Below are 18,859 nucleotides of genomic sequence, written 5' to 3' on the forward strand. Positions count from 1 at the left end.
GTGGTGAGAATTTGAGATACAGTGCTCGCGTTCGCGCAGGAGAGAGCGCGACGGACAGCGAGGAGAGCAATGCGAAGTTTCGGAAGTTCCACCCTGGCCCGGGTGGCGATGACTGCTGGGTGCGTACTGGCGTCAGGCGGTGTCGCGGCCTCGACCGCGGCGGCCGACGGCCCCGCGCCGACCGAGCTGACCGTCCGCAACCAGGCCCGGCCGCTCAACGTCGTCGGCAATCCGCAGTTCGGCTGGATCGTCAACAGCGCTCGCGGCGACGACGTCCAGGGCGCCTACGAGCTGAGAGTGACCCGCTCCAGCGACGACCGTCAGGTCTGGGACAGCGGCAAGGTCGCCTCCAGCCGCCAGTCCTACGTCTCCTACGGCGGCCCCAATCTCGCGCCCGGCGCGAGCTACGAGTGGTCCGTGCGGACCTGGAACGGCGCCGACGAGGCGTCCGACTGGGCTTCGACCGCGCGCTTCGACACCGGCATCGGCGACTACGACTGGTCCAACGCCGAGTGGATCCGCCGCGCCACGGCGACCGGCAACGACTCGACCGAGGACTTCTCGCTGCTGCGCAAGGAGGTCCCGTCGATCTCAGCCAGCCCGGTCACGCGCGCTCGCGTGTACGCCTCCGGCATGGCGCAGTACGAGATCCACGTCAACGGCAGAAAGGTGCTGCGCGACGCGTCGTTCGGCTACCCCGGCGAGGGCCAGTACGCCGTCGCCGACATCACCGACTCCGTCGCCGCCGGCCAGCCGCTCGCGCTGTCGGCGCAGACGCACTACTGGACCTGCACCTGCCAGGGCCGCGCCAACGGTCCCGCCAGCACCGCGAGACTGACCGCCGCGGCCACGGCCGGTGACACGAACCTGAAGGTCACGGCCGTCAACGTCTTCGACGTCGGCGACTACGTCGACGTCGGCCCGGCCGGCGGCAGCGAGCGCGTCAGAGTGACGTCGATCGGCACGTCCGGCGCGTCCGGCACCGGCATCACGATCTCCGCCCCGCTCGTCGGCTCCTTCGCCAACGCGGCCGCCGTCACCGACCTGTCGGGCCCGACAGGCCTGCTGGCGAAGTTCGTCGTCGACCACGCCGACGGCACGCGCGAGACGTTCGTGACCGACGGCAGCTGGAGAGTCGCCAAGAACACGGCGTTCACGAACGCGACGATCACGTCGCGCAACGGCGACGCCGGCGATCGGCTCGAACGCTACGACGCGACGCAGGAGATCGCGGGCTGGGACGCGGTCGGCTTCGACGACTCGACCTGGCAGAGCGCGATCTCGGTCGGCACGCACCCGCGTCCGGTCAACCCCGTGCGCGACTCGTTCTCGCACCTCGATCCAGCGATCGCGGAGCTGACCTACAGAACGCTCAGACCGGTCTCGGTCAGAACGCTCGCCGACGGCACGGTCATCGCGGACTTCGGCCGCGTGATGTCGGCGGTGCCGCAGGTGCGCTTCCAGGACGGCGTCGCGGACACCGCGGTCAGCATGGTGATGAGCTACCGGCTCAACAACGGCAGACTCTCGGCCGACGTCGCCGCGGGCGCCACGGAGCTGGCGATCCTGAGATCCGAGAGAGCCAACGACTTCCAGGTCGGCGACCGGATCGCGGTCGACGCCCCGGGCGTCAACTTCGGCACCGGCGACGTCGAGGAGCGGACGGTCGCCGCGATCAGACTGCCGGCCGACCCGGCCGACAGAACGTCGATGGTCGTCACGCTCGACAGACCGCTCGCGAGAGCCCACGCGACCGGCGCATACCTCGAGGGCGAGCGCGCAGGCACGACCGGTCAGGACACGCAGGGTTCGAACCTCGCGTGGTTCTACACGCAGAAGAACGGCGACCAGACGGCGCAGGGCTACACGTACTTCGGCTGGCGCTATCTGCAGATCACCGGCGGCGCGGCGGGTCAGACGATCGACCCGTCGGACATCGGCGCGGTCGAGCAGTACTCCGAGAACCCCGAGAGCCACGCGGCCACGTTCGACTCAGACAACGCGACGCTCGACGACGTGTTCGAGCTGATGCAGCGCTCGGGTCGCGATTCGACGCAGGAGACGTACCTCGACACGCCGACGCGTGAGAAGGGCGGCTTCCTCGGCGACGGGATCGACATCTCGTGGGCGAACACGCTCGCGCTCGGCGAGCGCAACGCGACCGCCCGCGCGATCCGCGAGATCGTCTACTCGCAGACGCACAAATGGAAGGCCGCGGCCAGCGGCTACTGCACCGCGGGACAGGTGCCGTGCTCGTACGAGTCGCTGCTGACGCCGGGTCGCCTCAACTCGGTGTATCCCAACGGCGACAACATGCGCGACATCCCGGACTACACCGAGGCGTTCCCCGACTGGGTGTGGCGCTACTACCTGCTGACGGGCGATCGCAAGACGCTCAGCGACGCCTACCCAGCGATGCAGAAGGTCGCGGCCTACATCCAGCGCGACGTCAGAAGCGACGGTCCGGGCGAGGGTCTCGTCTGGAACCTGACCGGCGGCACCAGCTCGTACAGATATGGGATCATCGACTGGCCGGCGCCGATGCGCTACGGCTACACGTTCACCGGCAACGCCGCCCGCACGATCCACAACGCGGAGGGCGTCGGCGCGTTCCGCGCGACGCAGAACGCGGCCGACGCGCTCGGGCACGACGACGAGGCCGCGCAGTACGGCGGCTGGGCCGACGCGCTCAGCACGAACATCAACCAGAAGCTCGTGCAGCCGAGCGGCCTGTACACCGACGGTCTCGCCGAGGCTGACGGGACGCAGATCGCCAACAACGCGCAGCACGCGCAGACGTACCCGATCTACTTCGGCGTCGCGCCGAGATCGGACTGGCCGAGACTGGCCGACGAGATCACGGCGCAGGGCATGAGACAGGGCCCGATGACGTGGCACGTGCTGCTGAAGTCGCTGGCGCTCGCCGGTCGCGACGACCAGATCGTCAAGCTGATGACCGACGCCAGAGCCGATGGTCCCGCGCGCACGCTCGCCGAGGGCGGCACGTTCATGTGGGAGCAGTGGAGCCCGGCATGCGCGACCGTCTCGCCATGCAGAGACGCCTCGCAGACCAACAGCGAGAGCCACTCGCACGGTTGGGGCTCGTGGGGCATCGTCGACATGATCGAGACGCTGCTCGGCGTCGAGGTCACCTCGCCCGGTGCCGCGACGGTCAAGATCGCGCCGCCGACGCTCACCGACGCGAACTCGCCGAAGACGATCAGAGGCTCGGTCTGGACGCAGCGCGGCACGGTCGACGTCGACTGGGTCCGCACCGACAGAGGCGTCGAGCTGAACACGGACGTGCCGGTCAACGTCCGCGCCGAGGTGCACATCCCCGGCGTCAGCGATCCGGCCTACGTCGCGGCGAGCGGCGCGGGTGCGCCGAAGTTCGAGCGGATCGAGGACGGCGCGGCCGTCTTCAGCGTCGGCTCGGGCGCGTCGCACTTCGCGCCGACGACGCCGGACACGCCGGTCGATCCGCCCGTCGATCCGCCGGTGAACCCGCCGGTCGATCCGCCGGTGAACCCGCCCGTCAACCCGCCCGCGAATCCGCCGGCCAACCCGCCGGTCGCCAGAGACACGGTCAAGCCCAGCATCAGCAGCCTCAAGCTGCCGCGCGGCACGCGCATCCGCGCGCGCGGCACGCTGGCGCTGTCGCTGAGACTGTCCGAGCGCGCGACGGTGCGCGTCACGGTGCAGCGCTCGGTCAAGGGCCGCTGGCGCAGTTCCGGCAAGGCAGTCTCGACGAGACTGTCCGCCGGCAGACGGACGCTGAAGCTCAAGCTCGGCACGCGCGTGCCCGGCAGCTACCGGCTGACGCTGGTCGCGAGTGACGCGGCCGGCAACAAGAGCAGCTCGAAGGTCGTGCGCTTCACGATCGTCAGAGCGGCCAAGCCGAAGCCGAAGGCGAAGCACTAGGACGGTCCCGTCCCCGCGCCGCCGGACTCCGCCGGCGGCGCGGGAACACACCGTCAGACGATCGTCCTTCTGGACGGGTTCACCGCCACCTCCCGCGTGAGCGCGAGCGCTTCGCGCAGGCGGCGGTCGTGCGTGGCGACGACGAGCGCGCCGGGCCAGTCCGCGAGCGCCGCCTCGAGCGTCTGCAGCGATTCGACGTCGAGGTGGTTGGTCGGCTCGTCGAGCAGCAGGCAGGTCGCGCGGCGATGGGCGAGCACGGCCAGCTCCGCGCGCGTGCGCTCGCCGGGCGACAGCGTCGAGGCCGGTTGCTGCGCGGCGTCGGCCTCCAAGCCGTAGGCGGCCAGCGCGGTGCGTGCGTCGGCCTCGCCGAGCCCGGTCAGCTCCCGCACCGCCGCGGCCAGCGGCCGTGCGTCGGCGGCGAGCCGGTCGCGCGCCTGGCCGAGCTGGGCGATCACCGCTGCGGACGCCAGCCGCCGCGTTCCGGCGCTCAGCGCAAGCGTCCCCTCCAGCGCACCCAGCAGCGTCGACTTGCCGCTGCCGTTGGGACCGCTGAGGAGCACGCGGTCGCCGTGCTCGACCGCGAAGTCCAGCGGACCGAGCACGAACGAGCCGGTTCCGCGCGTGATCGTCGCCTGCTCCAGCGTGACGACGGCGCCGCCGCGCCGCTCGGCCGCGGTCAGCCGCAGCCGCAGCGGGCGCTGCTCCCACGGCTTGTCCGGCACCTCGATCCGCTCTGCGCGACGGGCGACGACGGAGGCGCGGTGCGCGACGCCGTCGGCGCGCGCGGCGAACCACTCCTTCACGTGCTTGTCGCCGTCGCGCGGGCGGCGGTCGAGCTTGCGCGTGGTCCCGGCCGCGCGGCGGCGCTCCTCGCTCGCGGCGGTGCGCAGCTGCGCGCGCTTGGCGATCGCCTCGTCGTGGGCCGCACGTGCGCGCTCGCGCTCGGCGTCGCGCTCGCGCTCGTACGCGTCCCAGCCGCCGGCGTATCGGTGGGCGCCGCCGCTGTGCGGGTCGAGCGCGACGACCTCGTCGGCGGCCTCGGCCAGCAGCGCGCGGTCGTGCGAGACGAGCACGATCCCGCCGGCACGCTCGGTCAGCAGCTGCGACAGCCGTCGCAGCCCGTCCGCGTCGAGGTGGTTGGTCGGCTCGTCGAGCAGCACGACGTCGAAGCGCGAGGTGCGCAGCGCTGCCAGCCCCGCGCGCGCCGCCTGCCCGCCCGAGAGCGTGCTGAGCGGCCGGTCCAGCAGCGCGGCGCCGAGCCCCAGCTCGTCAGCGGCTGCGCCGAGCCGCGCGTCCGCGTCGGCACCGCCGAGCGTGATCCAGCGCAGCAGTGCTTCGGCGTGCACTTCGATCACCTCGAGGTCGCCGCTGTCGAGCACGCCGGTGAGGTGGTCGAGCGTGCGCGCGGCCGGCGCGACGCCGATCCGTTCGAGGATCGTCTCGCGGACGGTCACGCTGCCCTCACCCGCGAGCTGCGGCAGATAGCCGACGCTCCCCGCACGCCGAACCGAGCCGCCGTCAGGCGTCTCCAGCCCGGCGAGGATCCGCAGCAGCGTCGACTTGCCGGACCCGTTGGGCCCGACGAGCGCGATCCGGCTGCGCGCGTCGACGCGCAGGTCGACGCGGTCGAGCACGGTGCGGGTGCCGTGCCGGCGGATGATCTGTGAGGCGTCGAGCAACGCCGATGACATGCAGTGCTCCTTCGATGCGCGAGGTCTTCGAACGGGACGGCCGCGACGACCGGTCAGGAACCGGTCGCTGCTCGTGGCGGCTGTCAGTCGAAGAAGCGCATAGGCGGGCCCGGAGGCCGACGGGCAAGGTAGCACGGCCTCCGCGAGGCGCGCAAGCGCCACGTTCCACCGACTGAGCGCCTGATCGTCGTCAGGCCGGCACGCGCGCGGCGAAGGCAGCGACCTCGTCGGCGAGACGCAGCGGTTGGTCGTGGGGGACGAAGGTGCGGGCGTCGGGGATCTCGACAAGACGCGCGTCGGCGAAGCACGCCTCCAAACGGCGGCCGAGCTCGATCGTGAAGAAGCGGTCGCGCGGGGCCCAGCAGAGCAGCACCTGGCCGGGGAAGCGGCGCAGGCGGGTCGCGATGCCGGACAGCTCGGCCGGGTCGATCCCGCGGCAGAAGGCGGCTGCGTCACGGCGCACGCCGGCGTCGGTCAGGTACGGCATCACCCAGCCGCGCGACTGCTGCGCGGCCAGCGGTCGCTGCACGAGCAGGCCGAAGCCGAGCGGGCCGTGGCGCAGCGCGGTCAGGCGCATCCCCTGCATCACGGCGTGGAACAGGCGCGGACGGCAGGCGAGCTTCAGCAGGATGTCGAACGGCTTCGGCGGAAAGACCTCGATCCCGTCGCAGTTGGTCAGCACGACGCGGCCGATTCGCGACGCGTCGGTGTCGAGCACGAACTGGCACAGCGCGCCGCCGCTGTCGTTGCCGACGAGCGTCACGTCCTCCAGTTCCAGCGCGGTCGCGAAGCCGACGATCAGGCGCGCGACCCCGCGTGGCGAGAGGTCGGCGTCGGGATTCAGCGCGAGCTTGTGCGCACCGAGCGGCAGGTCGGGCTGCAGCGTGCGGTAGCCGCGTGCCGCGAGCGCGTCCGCGACCTCGTCCCACAGCGATCCGTCGACGAGGAAGCCGTGCGCGAACAGCACGGGCGGACCGTCGGCCGGCCCCTGCTCGCGGTAGCGGACCGTTCCCTGTTCAAGCCTGATCTCGGGCATTCCGGCTCCTCTCGCCATAGTCTTCAAGCAGTGTTTCCATTAACATACGTACAGTCTGTATGAGCGTCAACCGTCGTACGCAGAGAGACCGATCGACGACCACGCGCGCCGCGCTGCTCGCTGCCGCGCGGCCGCTGTTCGCCGAGCACGGCTTCGCCGCCGTCGGGACCGAGACGATCGTCAGAGCGGCCGGCGTCACCCGCGGTGCGCTCTACCACCAGTTCGCGGACAAGACGGAGCTGTTCGTCGCCGTCTACGAGCAGGTCGCGCAGGAGGTCGCCGAGCAGATCGCGCTGCGGCTCGCCGAGCTCACCGATCCGTCGGAGCTGCTGCGCGCCGGCGTCGACGCGTGGCTGGAGCTGTCGAGTGCGCCGGACGTGCAGCGGATCGCGCTGATCGAGGCGCCGGCCGTGCTCGGCTGGGAGCGCTGGCGCGACGCCGGGCAGGCGAGCGCGATGGGCCTCGTCGAGGCGGCGCTGAACGCGGTGATCGCCGTCGGGCGGATCCCGCAGCAGCCGGTTCGCCCGCTCGCGCACGTGCTGATCGGCGCGATCGACGAGGCCGCGCTGTTCGTCGCACGCGCCGACGACCAAGCCGCCGCACGCGCGCAGATGCGCGCCGTGCTGCACGCGGTGCTCGCGGGACTGGAGCGGTCGTGAGCGGCGCAACGCGCGGGATCCTCGAGCCCGATACCGGGCAGGCGACCTTCCGGCTCGCCCGTCACGCGCCGGCGCTGGACCTGCGCGACGTGATCGCGCAGCACTGGACAGTCGCGTGGGACTTGCGCGGGCGCCCGCCGTTCGCACAGCAGATCCTCACGCACCCCAACGTCAACCTCTCGTTCGAGCCTGACGGCGCGTTCGTCTGGGGCGTCGGCACGACGAGCACGAGCCACGAGCTGCGCGGCCGCGGCTGGGTGCTCGGCACGAGATTCCTGCCCGGCGGCTTTCGCCCGTTCGCCGACGTCGCGGTCGCGACGCTGACCGACAGGATCGTGCCGCTGCACGAGCTGGTCGGCCGCGGCGCCGCCGAGCGGCTGGAGCGGCGCGTGCGCGGGGAGGAGACGACGCCGGCGCGGATCGCGCACGTCGAGGCGTTCCTGCGCAACCGCCACGACGGCGGCGACGCGCGCGTCGCGGAGGTCGCCGCGATCGTGCAACTGCTGCTGGACGAGCCGCAGATCCGGCGCGTCGACCAGCTCGCCGCGCGCTGCCACGTCTCGACGCGCACGTTGCAGCGGCTGTTCCACGAGTACGTCGGTGTGAGCCCGAAGTGGGTCGTGCAGCGCCATCGGCTGCAGACCGCCGCCGAACGGATCGCCGAGCAGCCGGCGCTCGACCTCGCCGGCCTCGCCGTCGACCTGGGGTATTTCGACCAGGCCCACTTCATCAAGGAGTTCAAGGGCGTGATCGGGCGGACGCCGGCAGAGTACGCAGGCGCGTGCGCGGCGGCGGCGCGGATGATGGCGGCATAGCCGGCTCAGATCCGCGCCAGCGTGCGCTCGAAGCTCGTGTGCAGCTCGGGTTCGCGCCACTCCTCCGGTCGCGTGCACTCGACGCGCATGTGGGCGCCGCGCCCGTCCAGCTCCAATGTGCCGACGTGATTGTCGAACGTCGCCGGCGCCAGCAGTCTCCATTGCATCCGCGGCGCCGGCACACGCGCCGCGCGCGCCAGCAGTCTCGCGACGAACGCGGCGGGGCGTCTGTGCATCGCTCTGAGGAAGCGGCGCTCGCGCGCGTCGAGCGGGTTGCGCATCGGCGAGCAGACGGCCTGCACGACGACGCTCTGCGCGCCGCTGCCGCGCGGGAAGGCGGCCTGTGCGACGTAGGCGTGATGGACGTCGCCGGACAGCAGCACGATCGAGCCGGGCGCCGGGCCGCGCTCGCCGCAGGCGACCGCGCGCAGCTCCTCGGCGAGACGGTTGAAGCTGTGCTGGAACGCGGGCCAGTGCTCCAGATCGAGCCCCTGGCGCAGCTTCTCGCCCAGGCGCGCGGCCAGCCCGCCCCACGCGCCGGCGCAGACGGCCTCGTTCCACGCCTCCGCGTCGTGCAGCGCGGGCGCCATCAGGAACGGCAGCGAGGTTGCGATCAGGAGGTGGTCGACGTCGCCGCTGATCTGCGCTCCGACCCACTCCCACTGCTCGTCGGAGAGCATCTGGCGGTGACGGTCGTCGGCGACGATCCGCCCGGCGCGCGAGTCGAGCACGACCAGCCGCGTGCGGCCGAAGTCGCGCCGGAACGACCAGCGCGTGCCGGCGACCTCATCGGCCGCGCGCTCGGCGAACGCGCGCAGCAGCGGCTCGCCGTCGCCGCCGTGGGCGCGCAGCGCGGCGAGCGTCTCGTCGGCGCGCAGCTCGGCGGGGGAGAGGTTGCCGAGGTGCTGGTAGAGCCAGTACGACATGTAGGCGCCGATCAGCCGCTCGCGCCACCACGGCAGCTCGCGGATCTGCCTGACCCAGGTGCCGGACGTGTTCCAGTCGTCGCGCACGTCGTGGTCGTCGAAGACCATCGCGCTGGGGATCGACGCCAGCAGCCAGCGGATCGCGTCGTCGCCCCAGGCCTCGTGGTAGAGCCAGGTGTACTCCTCGAAGTCGGCGACCTCCAGCGGCGCGTCGCGGTCGCCGTGCCGCGCGCGCATCCGCTCCCTGATCGCGGGCGTGACCTCGTCGGCGTAGACCTGGTCGCCGACCAGCAGCAGCGCGTCGGGCCACGCGTCCGGGGCGGTGCCGCTCATCCTGCGCGCCAGCGCCGCGAGCGCGTCGACGCCGCGGCCGCGCTCGTCGTCGGTCTTCGACAGCGTGTAGGGCGGCTCGTGCGGCGCGGCGACGCGGCAGGAGGCGAACGCGAGGCGCAGCGCGTCGTCGCGGCGCGGGGTCCGCACGCAGCCGCGCGGCTCGCCCGCGGCGGGCCAGACGCCGACGCCGTTCAGTCGCACGTCGTACTCGTGCGCGCTGCCGGCCGCGAGCCCGTCGACGACGAGGAGCGCGTAGTGATGGCCCGCGACGCAGAACGTGCGGGTCGACGAGCCGAGCGCTTCGACCTCGCACGCCGCGTCGGTCTCGACCCAGACGGTCGCGTCGTTGGGTCCGACATGGCGCAGGATCGGACCGAGCAGGAGATTGGGCACGCCGCAGTCCTACCCGCTAGCGTTCGCCGCATGAATGACGACGCGATGTTCCACCAGGGTCAGAGAGTCTGGGTGCACGGCCCCGACGGCACCGCGCGCGAGGCGATCTTCGTCGGCGGTGGCGACAACGCGACCTTCTTCGGCGGCCCCCCGCTCGCCTACGTCGTCTTCCCCGACACGCGCGAGGGCGTCGAGATCGAACTCGACCGCGTGACGGCGCGGGACTGAGCGCCAGCAGCGGGCGCCGCGCGCACGACGGCGCTCGAATCGCTCACTGCGCGCGTATCGCGTCCTTGATCGTCAGCTCCAGCTCCTTGCCGACGTCGTCGAGCGGTCTGGTGCTGCGGCGGGTGCGGCAGAGGACGATTGCGCCCTCGATCGCCGCGACGGTGATCGTCGCGAGGCGGCGCGAGCGGGCGCGCGGGACGCCGGCGCGGCGCAGCGTCGCCGACAGCGCCTGCTCCCACGAGGCGAACGCGTGCGCGGCGGCCTCGCCGAGCGCGGGCTGGTCGGCCGGCGCCTCGGTCGCGACCGCGACGACGGGGCAGCCGGCGCGGAAGTCGCTCGCTTCCAGCCCCTGCTTCCAGATCGCGACGAACGCGCGCAGCGTCGCGATCGGATCGTCGGGCGGGCTGTGCTCGATCAGCTGCGCGACGAAGTCGCCGGCGTAGCGGACGGCCTCCTCGGCGAGCTGCGCCTTGCCGCCCGGGAAGTGGTGGTAGATCGAGCCCCACGGCGCGTCGCTGTGCGCGATCACGTCGCGAAAGCCGGTGCCGGCGTAGCCGTGCTCGCGCAGCAGCACCGCGGCGCTGCGCACCATCCGCTCACGACTGTCCGATGCCATCGCTGCGCTCCGCCGGTTCGGGCTCGACTAGGACACCCATCCTAGTTGCGTGCGGTGCGTCAACACGATCCACTCCGCAGGAGGTCGTCGAGCACGCGCCCGCCGCGGTCGGCGTCGACTTCGCGACGGTCGCGGCTGACGGGCGCTTCCGACAGGTCACTGGCTTCCTCGATCCCGGCGCCGCCTGAACCTGATGCGGGCCGCGCACGCATCGCCCCGTGCCGTGATGAACTACGCGGCATGCGCCGCGTCGTCGTCCCGCTGCTGATCTGCCTGGCCGGGCTGCTGACGTTCGTCGCGCTGCCGGCGGCGTACGTGCGGACGCAGTTGCTCGACAAGGAGCAGCTCGCCGATCGCGTCGGCGCGGCCGTCACGTCGCAGCCGGTCCGCGCGGTCGCGGCCGAGCGGATCGTCGACGCGGCGGTCGACGCCGGCGCGGACGAGCTGCTGGTCACGCGGCCGCTCGCGATCGAGGGCATCGAGGCGCTGCTGGGAACGCCCGTCGTGCGTCAGCTCGCGCGCGCCGCCGCCAACGACGCGCACGCGTTCCTCGTCACCGGCGAGGTCGGCACGTTCGTGCTCGACCTCGGCCGCGGCACCCAGATCGTGCTGGAGGGCGTACGCAGCATCTCGCCGAGAATCGCGGACTCGATCCCCGACGGCTTCGACCCGGAGGTGTTGCGGATCCCGTCCGACGAGCCCGCGCTGGTGTCGGTACGGCGCGTCACCAAGCTCGGCGGCTGGGTCGCGATCGTCACGCCGCTGCTGGCGCTCGCGTGCGCTGTCGCCGCGCTCTTCCTCGCGCGCGACAACCGCCGCCGCGCGCTCGTGCAGCTCGGCGCGTCGGTCGCGGTCGCCTGCACGCTGCTGATGGTGCTGCTCGCCTGGGCACGCGGGATGGCCGTGCCGGGAGACGACGCCGATCCCGACGTCGCCGCCGCCGCGGGCGCGCTCTGGAACGCGCTGCTGGGCGACCTCGGCGTGTGGGCGCAGACGTTGCTGCTGGCCGCGCTCGTGCTCGCAGCCGTCGCGGCCGCCCGTCGCGACGAGCAGGGTGCCGTCGGCCGCCTCTTCACGACGCTCTCGCGCGTGCGCCAGGCGCGCGCGCCGCGCTGGCGCGCCGCCCGTGCCGGCATCCTGCTCGGCGCCGCCGCGCTGATCGCGTGGGAGCCGGCGCTCGCGCTGCGGCTGACCGCGATCGGCCTCGCCGTCTACGCGATCTCCGAGCTGGCCGCCGTGCTCGACGCGACGAGCACGCAGCGCGCGCAGCGGCGGGCGGCGAAGCCGGTGTCGAGAACGGTGTCGAGACCCGTGCGCCTCCCGCACCTCTCCCCGCGCCTCGCGATCCCGGCCGGCGCGATCGTCGCCGCGGTCGCGATCGCCGCGTTCCTGACGACCGACGCGCCGCAGCCGCCGGCGCTCGCCGCCGCGCCCGCGGCCGGCTGCAACGGGTCGAGGGCGTACTGCGACCTGCGGCTCGACGAGTACACGTTCGCGGCGACGCACAACTCGTTCAGCGCCGCCGAGGAGCCTGGCTGGCTGATCCCCAACCAGCGCTTCGGGATCGCGCGTCAGCTCGACGACGGGATCCGCGGCTTCCTGCTCGACATCCACGTCGGCGTCAGAACGGACCAGCTCGTGCGGACCGACATCGAAGCGGAGGGGAGCGACCGCAACCGCGTCGGCAAGGCGATCGGGGCGAGAAACCTCGCGACCGTCGAGCGGCTCGCCGGCCGCCTCGGCGCCGGCGACCTGGAGGGCAGACGCGAGCTGTTCATGTGCCATTCCGTCTGCGAGCTGGGCGCGGTGCCTGCGCTGGAGCAGCTGCGCGCCTACGCCCGCTACCTCGACACGCACAGAGACACCGTCCTGCTGTTCATGCTGGAGCCGTACATCCCACCGGCGCAGATCGAGCAGCTCTTCAAGCATGCCGGGCTGCTCGACGACGTCGCCGAGCTGGATCGCACGGCGCCGATGCCGACGCTCGGCCAGCTGATCGAGGAGGACCACCGGCTGCTCGTCTTCACCGAGGGCGAGGGCGGCGCGCCGCCGTGGCTGATGCCCGCGTTCGAGTTCTTCCAGGACACGCCGCTGGGCGCCACGAAGCCGAGCCAGTTCTCCTGCAGACGCAAGCGCGGCGACGCCGACAGCCCGCTGCTGCTGGTCAACCACTGGATCGACACGTTCCCGCCGAACCCGCGCCGCAACCGGGAGATCGCGGGCGACTTCCTGGCGCGGCGGCTGGACCGGTGCGCCCGTGAGCGCGAGATGACGCCGAACGTCGTCGCGGTCGACTACTACTCCAACTCCGGCGTCGTCGGCGCGGTGAAGACGCTCAACGAACAGTCGGTCACAGCGGCCCGCGCGCTCGGGGAGATCGGCTGATTCGCTCGCCGCGCCGCGCCGTGTGGTACCCATTAAGCGCTCGATGAGCGACGCCGCCCTAGACGAACCCCCTCCCGGTAGAAGTCCCATGCGCATCCGTCTCCGACGGAGCCGTACGGGTGCGCCATGATCGAGCTCCTGCTGGTTCTCATCGCGATCGCGTTGGTCGTGATCTGCGGGCTCTTCGTCGCGGCCGAGTTCTCGTTCGTGACGATCGACCGTGCCACGGTCGACCGCGCCGCCGAGTCCGGTGACGCCAGAGCCAGGGGCGTGCAGAGAGCGCTCAGATCGCTCTCGACCCAGCTGTCCGGCGCGCAGCTCGGCATCACCGTCACGAACCTGCTGATCGGCTTCCTCTCGGAACCGGCGATCGCGGAGCTGATCGACGGGCCGCTGGAGACCTTCGGCGTGCCCAGCGGCGCCGTCCACGGCGTCGCGCTGACGCTCGCGCTGATCATCTCGACCGTCTTCACGATGGTGCTCGGCGAGCTGGTGCCGAAGAACCTCGCGATCGCGCGCCCGCTGCAGACCGCCCGCGCGGTGCAGGGCTTCATGCGCGGCTTCACGCGCGTCAACCACGGGCTGATCCACTGGTTCAACTCGGTCGCCAACGCGATCCTGCACAGACTCGGGATCGAGCCGCAGGAGGAGCTGGCCTCGGCGCGCTCGGCAGAGGAGCTGACGTCGCTCGTGCGGCGCTCCGCCGAGCAGGGCACGCTGGAGCTGGAGACCGCGACGCTGCTGCAGCGCTCGCTTGCGTTCGGCGACCGCCGCGCCGACGACGTGATGACGCCGCGCGTGCGGATGCGCACGCTGGAGGACGACGAGCCGGTCATCAGGGTGATCGAGGCGGCGCGCGAGAGCGGCTTCTCGCGCTTCCCGGTCGTCGGCGAGTCGTCCGACGAGGTCGTCGGCATCGTCCACGTCAAGCACGCCGTCTCGGTCCCCTTCGACCGGCGCGAAGCGGTCCCGATCAGGGCGGTGATGTCGAGACCGGTGATGGTTCCGTCGTCGATCGAGCTCGATCCGCTGCTGGCGATCCTGCGCGAGGGCGGCTTGCAGATCGCCGTCGTCGTCGACGAGTTCGGCGGCGTCGACGGGCTCGTGACGCTCGAGGACGTCGTCGAGGAGATCGTCGGCGAGGTCGTCGACGAGCATGACCGCCGCGACCTCAGCGCGCGCAGACGGCCCGACGGCAGCTGGATCCTGTCCGGCCTGCTGCGGCCCGACGAGGCCGCGCGCGCGACCGGCGTCCTGTTCCCTGAGGACGAGGAGTACGAGACGATCGGCGGGCTGATCCAGGACGAGCTGAACCGCCTGCCGGCCGCCGGCGACGAGATAGTGCTGAAGACCAGAGACGTCGAAGGCCGCCGCTGCGAGGTCACGCTGACGGTCGTGCGGCTCGACGGCATGCGCGTCGACCGGGTCCTGTTCGAGTCCGAATGCGTCGACCCCGACGAGGAGGACGACGACTGATGGCGGGGGACCTGCTCGCGATCGCGCTGACGGTCCTGCTGCTCGCGCTCAACGCCTTCTTCGTCGGCGCGGAGTTCGCGCTGATCTCCGCGCGCCGCAGCTCGATCGAGCCGCGCGCCGACGAGGGCGGCCGGATGGCGAAGGTCGCGCTCTACGGGATGGAGCACGTCTCGCTGATGCTGGCCGGCGCGCAGCTCGGCATCACGATCTGCACGCTCGGCCTCGGCGTCCTCGGCGAGCCGGCGATCGCGCACCTGCTGGAGGATCCGTTCCACAGCATCGGGATCCCGGAATCGCTGATCCACCCGATCGCGTTCGTGATCGCGCTCAGCCTGATCGGCTTCCTGCACGTCGTGCTCGGCGAGATGGTGCCGAAGAACATCGCGCTCGCCGGACCGGATCGCGCGGTGCTCGTGCTGGCGCCGCCGATGGTCCTGATCGTGAGACTGCTGCACCCCGCGATCGCGCTGCTGAACTGGCTCGCGAACGTCACGCTGCGCGCGGGCGGGATCAGAGCGAGAGACGAGGTCACGAGCGCGTTCACGCGCGACGAGGTCGCCGGACTGGTGGAGGAGTCGCGCCGCGAGGGCCTGCTCGACCCGTCCGAGGGGCACGTGCTGGTGGAGGCGCTGAAGTTCGCCGAGCGCGACGCGAGGTCGGTCCTGCTGCCCAACGACACGCTCGTCACGGTCCCGAACACGATCACGCCCGCCGAACTGGAGGACGTCGCCGCCTCGACCGGCTTCTCGCGCTTCCCGGTCACCGACTCCGACGGCGACTACATCGGCTATCTGCACCTGAAGGATGCGCTGGAGCTGAGACAGCGTCACCGCACGCGGCCGATCGCCCAGCGCTGGATCCGTCCGCTGCCGGCGGTCGCGGTGACCGATCGCCTGCGCCACGTGCTCGCGACGATGCAGCGCTCCGGCGCGCACCTCGCGCAGGTGCTCGGGCCCGACGGCAGACGGCTCGGCGTCGCGGCGCTGGAGGACGTGCTGGAAGAGCTGGTCGGCGAGATCCGCGACGAGAGCACGCGGGCGGCGTAGATCCAGGCTCAGCCGGCCCGCCCCCGCCGCACCAGCAGCACCGCCCCGAGCACGCCGCCGCAGATCGAGCCGATGAAGATCCCGACCTTTGCGGCGTCGGTCAGCCGCGGATCGGTGAAGGCGAGGTCGGCGATGAACAGCGAGACGGTGAAGCCGATCCCGCCGAGCGCGCCGACGCCGAACACCTGACCGCGCGCCATCCCGCCCGGCAGCGTGCCGATCCGCAGCTTCAGCGCCAGCAGCGTCGCGCCGGAGATGCCGATCAGCTTGCCGAGCACGAGCGCGGCCGCGACCGCCCACGTGAGGCGGCTGGAGAGCGCGTCGCTCAAGGCGCCGCCACCGAAGTCGACGCCGGCGTTGGCGAGCGCGAACAGCGGCACGATCGCGTAGGCGCTGACGGGGTGCAGGCGGTGCTCCAGCCGGCTGTGGACGTCGCGGCCGCGGAACGGGCGCGCTGGCACGAGCAGCCCGAGCGCGACGCCCGCGATCGTCGCGTGCACGCCCGACTCGTAGACCGCGACCCAGACCAGCAGCGCCAGCGGCGCGTACGCCCACATGCGCGTGACGCCGAGGCGCTGGAAGAGGACGACGGCGGACAGGCCGGCGATCGCGACCGCGGCCCAGCCGATCGACAGTCCGTCGGCGTAGAAGATCGCGATGATCGCGATCGCGATGACGTCGTCGACGATCGCGATCGTCAGCAGGAACAGCCGCACCCCCGAGCTGACGCGGGAGCCGAGCAGCGCGAGCACGCCGACCGCGAAGGCGATGTCGGTCGCGGCCGGGATCGCCCAGCCCTTCGCCGCCTCGCCGCCGGCGACGATCAGCGTGAAGATCAGCGCCGGCAGCGCGACCCCGCCGGCCGCGGCGATCGCGGGCAGCGCGGCCGCGCGGCGGTCCTGCAGCTCGCCGGTCACCAGCTCGCGCTTGATCTCCATCCCGACGACGAAGAAGAAGACGGCCATCAGCAGGTCGTTGACCCAGCCGTGCAGGTCGAGGTCGATCGCCGCGTCGCCGATCCCGACGTCGACGTGCGTGTGCCAGAGGTCGAAGTAGGCGTCGCTCCACGGGCTGTTGGCCCACACCAGCGCGACGATCGCGGCCAGCAGCAGCACCAGCCCGCCGACGACCTCGTCGTCGAGGAAGTCGCTCAGCGGGTCGACGACCTTGGTGCGGATGCTCATTCCCCCGCACCCTATCCGGACAGCGGACCTCCCGCGAGCGCCACGATCGCGCCGACGGCGCCCGCGCTCAGCAGGGTCGTGACCGTGCCGCGTCTGGCGACGAACAGCAGCAGCGCGCCGCCGGCCAGCACGGCGATCTGCCACGTCTGCGAGAGGCCGAGCGCGAGCGGGATCGCGGAGCCGACGATCGCGCCGATCGCGGCCGGGCCGGCGCCGTCGAGGAAGGCGCGCGCGTCGGGCTGGGTGCGCAGGCGGTCGAAGCGGTCGGCGCCGAGCAGGATGAACGAGAACGACGGCGCGAACGCGACCAGCGACGCCAGCAGCGCGCCGCCGAGGCCGTGCGCGGCGTAGCCGACGACGGCGATCGTCTGCGTCACCGGGCCGGGGGTCGCCTGGCCGAGCGCGACGGCGTTGAGGAACTCGCCGTCGGTCATCCAGCGGTAGTGCTCGACCGCGTCGGCCTGCATCAACGGGATGATCACGAAGCCGCCGCCGTAGGAGAGCGCGCCGACCTTGAAGGCGGTCCAGCAGAGCGCGGCGAGGCCGCCGGCGGTCACGGTGGCGGCGGCGAGCACGAGCAGCGGCGGCCAGGCGATCGCGCGGGCGCAGCCGGACGTGCCGGATGCGCGGCCGGCGTCCGCCCGCCGCCACAGCAGCTCGATCGCGCCGCACGCCAGCAGCACCAGCACGAGCCACGGGCCCAGCAGCGCCGTGGAGACGGCGCCGGCGAGCAGGTAGCCGATCCAACGCGCGCGGTGCGCCTGGCCGGCCGCGCGCGACCAGCTGCCCGGCATCAGCGAGACGCCGGCCTGCACCGCGACGGCCGCGACGACCGCGCCCGCTCCGGCGCCGACGCCGCGGATCCAGTCGGGCGGGTGGCCGAGGAACAGCGCCGCCAGCAGGATGATCAGCACCAGCCCCGGCACGATGAAGGCCGCACCGCCGACCAACGCGCCGGCGATGCCGCGCAGGCGCCAGGCGCAGTAGATCGCCAGCTGCGTCGAGGCCGGGCCGGGCAGCACGTTGGTCGCCGCGATCCCGTGCTCGAAGTCGTCGGAGGCGAGCCAGCCGCGGCGCGTCACGACCAGCTCGCGCAGCAGCTGCACGTGGGCGGGCGGCCCGCCGAAGCCGAGGCAGCCGATCCGGCCCCATTCGCGGACGATCGTGCCCAGCGTCGGAGCGGTCGCGGGCGCAGGCACGGTGCCGCGCACGATAGTCGGCCGGCGCGGTCAGGTAGCCTGCCGGGCGCATGGATCTCTGGCAAGCGATCGTCCTCGGAGCCGTCGAGGGCGTCACCGAATTCCTGCCGATCTCCAGCACGGGCCATCTGACGATCCTCGAGTCGGCGTTCGGCTTCAAGCTCGACGATCCCGACATCACCGCGTTCACGGCGATCATCCAGGTCGGCGCGGTGTTCGCGACGCTGCTGTTCCTGCGCGAGGACATCAGACGGATCCTGCTCGCGTTCTTCCGCGGCCTGCGGACGCCGCAGGAGCGCGCCAAGCTCGACTTCAAGTTCGCGATCGCGGTCCTGATCGGCTCGATCCCGATCGGGATCGTCGGCCTGCTGTTCCAGGATCAGATCGAGACGACGCTGCGCAGCCTCTGGTTCGTCGGCTCGGCGCTGATCCTGTGGAGCTTCGTGATGTTCTGGGCCGACCTCAACGCGACGCAGGAACGCCACGAGAAGGACGTCACGCGCAAGGACACGCTGATCATTGGCCTGACGCAGTGCCTGGCGCTGATCCCGGGCGTCTCGCGCTCGGGCGCGACGATGTCGGCGGGCCTGCTGCGCGGGCTCGACCGCGTCACCGTCACGCGCCTGTCGTTCTTCCTCTCGATCCCGGCGCTGACGGCCGCCGGCGTGCTGCAGACGGTGACGAAGTTCTCCGACATCTCCAACGGCGTCGGCTGGGGGCCGACGATCGTCGCGACCGTCGTCAGCTTCGTCGTCGCCTACTTCGCCGTCTCGTGGCTGCTGAGATTCATCGCCGGGCACACGTACGCGATATTCATCGTCTATCGCGTCGTGCTCGGGACGCTCGTGCTGCTGCTCGCCGCGACCGGCGTGCTGAGCGCGACCTAGCTGTAAGTCCCAAGCAGGTTGTTTAGGCGGTTGGCTGGGGTTTGTCGGCCGATGGCTTGGTGTT

Annotated in this window: 14 protein-coding genes; 8 read left to right on the top strand and 6 right to left on the bottom strand. The window is 72.1% G+C overall.

Annotated elements, in window-relative coordinates:
- Window positions 1-108: 108 nt before the first annotated feature.
- Window positions 109-3,921 carry an alpha-L-rhamnosidase N-terminal domain-containing protein gene (locus Q7L65_RS25415; RefSeq protein ID WP_304725908.1) on the top strand — a complete coding sequence of 1,271 codons (3,813 nt, stop codon included), beginning with the start codon at window positions 109-111 and terminating at the stop codon, window positions 3,919-3,921.
- Window positions 3,922-3,974: 53 nt separating this feature from the next.
- Here Q7L65_RS25415 and Q7L65_RS25420 read toward each other — a convergent pair whose 3' ends face one another.
- Window positions 3,975-5,612, bottom strand: coding sequence for an ABC-F family ATP-binding cassette domain-containing protein (locus tag Q7L65_RS25420; protein ID WP_304725869.1), 1,638 nt, complete (start codon window positions 5,610-5,612; stop codon window positions 3,975-3,977).
- A 190-nt stretch (window positions 5,613-5,802) separates the two neighbouring features.
- Window positions 5,803-6,648 (bottom strand): alpha/beta fold hydrolase, encoded by an 846-nt coding sequence (locus tag Q7L65_RS25425; RefSeq protein WP_304725871.1) that lies wholly within the window; start codon window positions 6,646-6,648, stop codon window positions 5,803-5,805.
- Window positions 6,649-6,707: 59 nt separating this feature from the next.
- Between Q7L65_RS25425 and Q7L65_RS25430 the strand changes: the two genes are divergently transcribed.
- Window positions 6,708-7,307, top strand: coding sequence for a TetR/AcrR family transcriptional regulator (locus Q7L65_RS25430; RefSeq protein WP_304725874.1), 600 nt, complete (start codon window positions 6,708-6,710; stop codon window positions 7,305-7,307).
- On the top strand, window positions 7,304-8,122 hold the full coding sequence (locus Q7L65_RS25435; protein WP_304725877.1) for a helix-turn-helix domain-containing protein: 819 nt from the start codon (window positions 7,304-7,306) through the stop codon (window positions 8,120-8,122). The genes Q7L65_RS25430 and Q7L65_RS25435 overlap by 4 nt, the downstream gene beginning before the upstream one ends.
- A 5-nt stretch (window positions 8,123-8,127) precedes the next feature.
- Here Q7L65_RS25435 and Q7L65_RS25440 read toward each other — a convergent pair whose 3' ends face one another.
- Window positions 8,128-9,774 (bottom strand): alkaline phosphatase D family protein, encoded by a 1,647-nt coding sequence (locus Q7L65_RS25440; protein ID WP_304725881.1) that lies wholly within the window; start codon window positions 9,772-9,774, stop codon window positions 8,128-8,130.
- Window positions 9,775-9,804: 30 nt separating this feature from the next.
- On the opposite strand from Q7L65_RS25440, the gene Q7L65_RS25445 reads away from it, so the two are divergent.
- Entirely contained in the window at window positions 9,805-10,002 is a 198-nt protein-coding gene (locus Q7L65_RS25445) for a hypothetical protein (RefSeq protein ID WP_304725883.1), read from the top strand.
- Window positions 10,003-10,045: 43 nt separating this feature from the next.
- On the opposite strand, the gene Q7L65_RS25450 is transcribed toward Q7L65_RS25445, so the two are convergent.
- Window positions 10,046-10,618 carry a TetR/AcrR family transcriptional regulator gene (locus tag Q7L65_RS25450; RefSeq protein WP_304725886.1) on the bottom strand — a complete coding sequence of 191 codons (573 nt, stop codon included), beginning with the start codon at window positions 10,616-10,618 and terminating at the stop codon, window positions 10,046-10,048.
- Between the two features lie 240 nt (window positions 10,619-10,858).
- Here Q7L65_RS25450 and Q7L65_RS25455 point away from each other — a divergent pair, with 240 nt between their 5' ends.
- The 3 genes from Q7L65_RS25455 to Q7L65_RS25465 all read left to right on the top strand — a co-directional run bounded on the left by Q7L65_RS25455 (window position 10,859) and on the right by Q7L65_RS25465 (window position 15,525).
- Window positions 10,859-13,003 carry a hypothetical protein gene (locus Q7L65_RS25455; protein ID WP_304725888.1) on the top strand — a complete coding sequence of 715 codons (2,145 nt, stop codon included), beginning with the start codon at window positions 10,859-10,861 and terminating at the stop codon, window positions 13,001-13,003.
- A 126-nt stretch (window positions 13,004-13,129) separates the two neighbouring features.
- Window positions 13,130-14,479, top strand: a complete 1,350-nt coding sequence (locus Q7L65_RS25460; protein ID WP_304725890.1) for a hemolysin family protein — start codon at window positions 13,130-13,132, stop codon at window positions 14,477-14,479.
- Complete coding sequence (locus tag Q7L65_RS25465; RefSeq protein ID WP_304725897.1) at window positions 14,479-15,525, top strand: hemolysin family protein; 1,047 nt, start codon at window positions 14,479-14,481, stop codon at window positions 15,523-15,525. The genes Q7L65_RS25460 and Q7L65_RS25465 overlap by 1 nt, the downstream gene beginning before the upstream one ends.
- An 8-nt stretch (window positions 15,526-15,533) precedes the next feature.
- Here the strand turns inward: Q7L65_RS25465 and nhaA are convergent, their stop codons facing one another.
- Both nhaA and chrA read right to left on the bottom strand, forming a co-directional pair.
- On the bottom strand, window positions 15,534-16,709 hold the full coding sequence (gene nhaA, locus Q7L65_RS25470; RefSeq protein WP_304725899.1) for a Na+/H+ antiporter NhaA: 1,176 nt from the start codon (window positions 16,707-16,709) through the stop codon (window positions 15,534-15,536).
- Window positions 16,710-16,720: 11 nt separating this feature from the next.
- Window positions 16,721-17,908 carry a chromate efflux transporter gene (chrA, locus tag Q7L65_RS25475; protein ID WP_304725904.1) on the bottom strand — a complete coding sequence of 396 codons (1,188 nt, stop codon included), beginning with the start codon at window positions 17,906-17,908 and terminating at the stop codon, window positions 16,721-16,723.
- 50 nt (window positions 17,909-17,958) lie between these two features.
- On the opposite strand from chrA, the gene Q7L65_RS25480 reads away from it, so the two are divergent.
- Window positions 17,959-18,795: an undecaprenyl-diphosphate phosphatase gene (locus Q7L65_RS25480; protein ID WP_304725906.1), complete on the top strand. Its 837-nt coding sequence runs from the start codon at window positions 17,959-17,961 to the stop codon at window positions 18,793-18,795.
- The last annotated feature ends 64 nt before the right edge of the window (window positions 18,796-18,859 follow it).

This window comes from Conexibacter sp. CPCC 206217, assembly GCF_030646165.1.
Taxonomy (GTDB): domain Bacteria; phylum Actinomycetota; class Thermoleophilia; order Solirubrobacterales; family Solirubrobacteraceae; genus Conexibacter.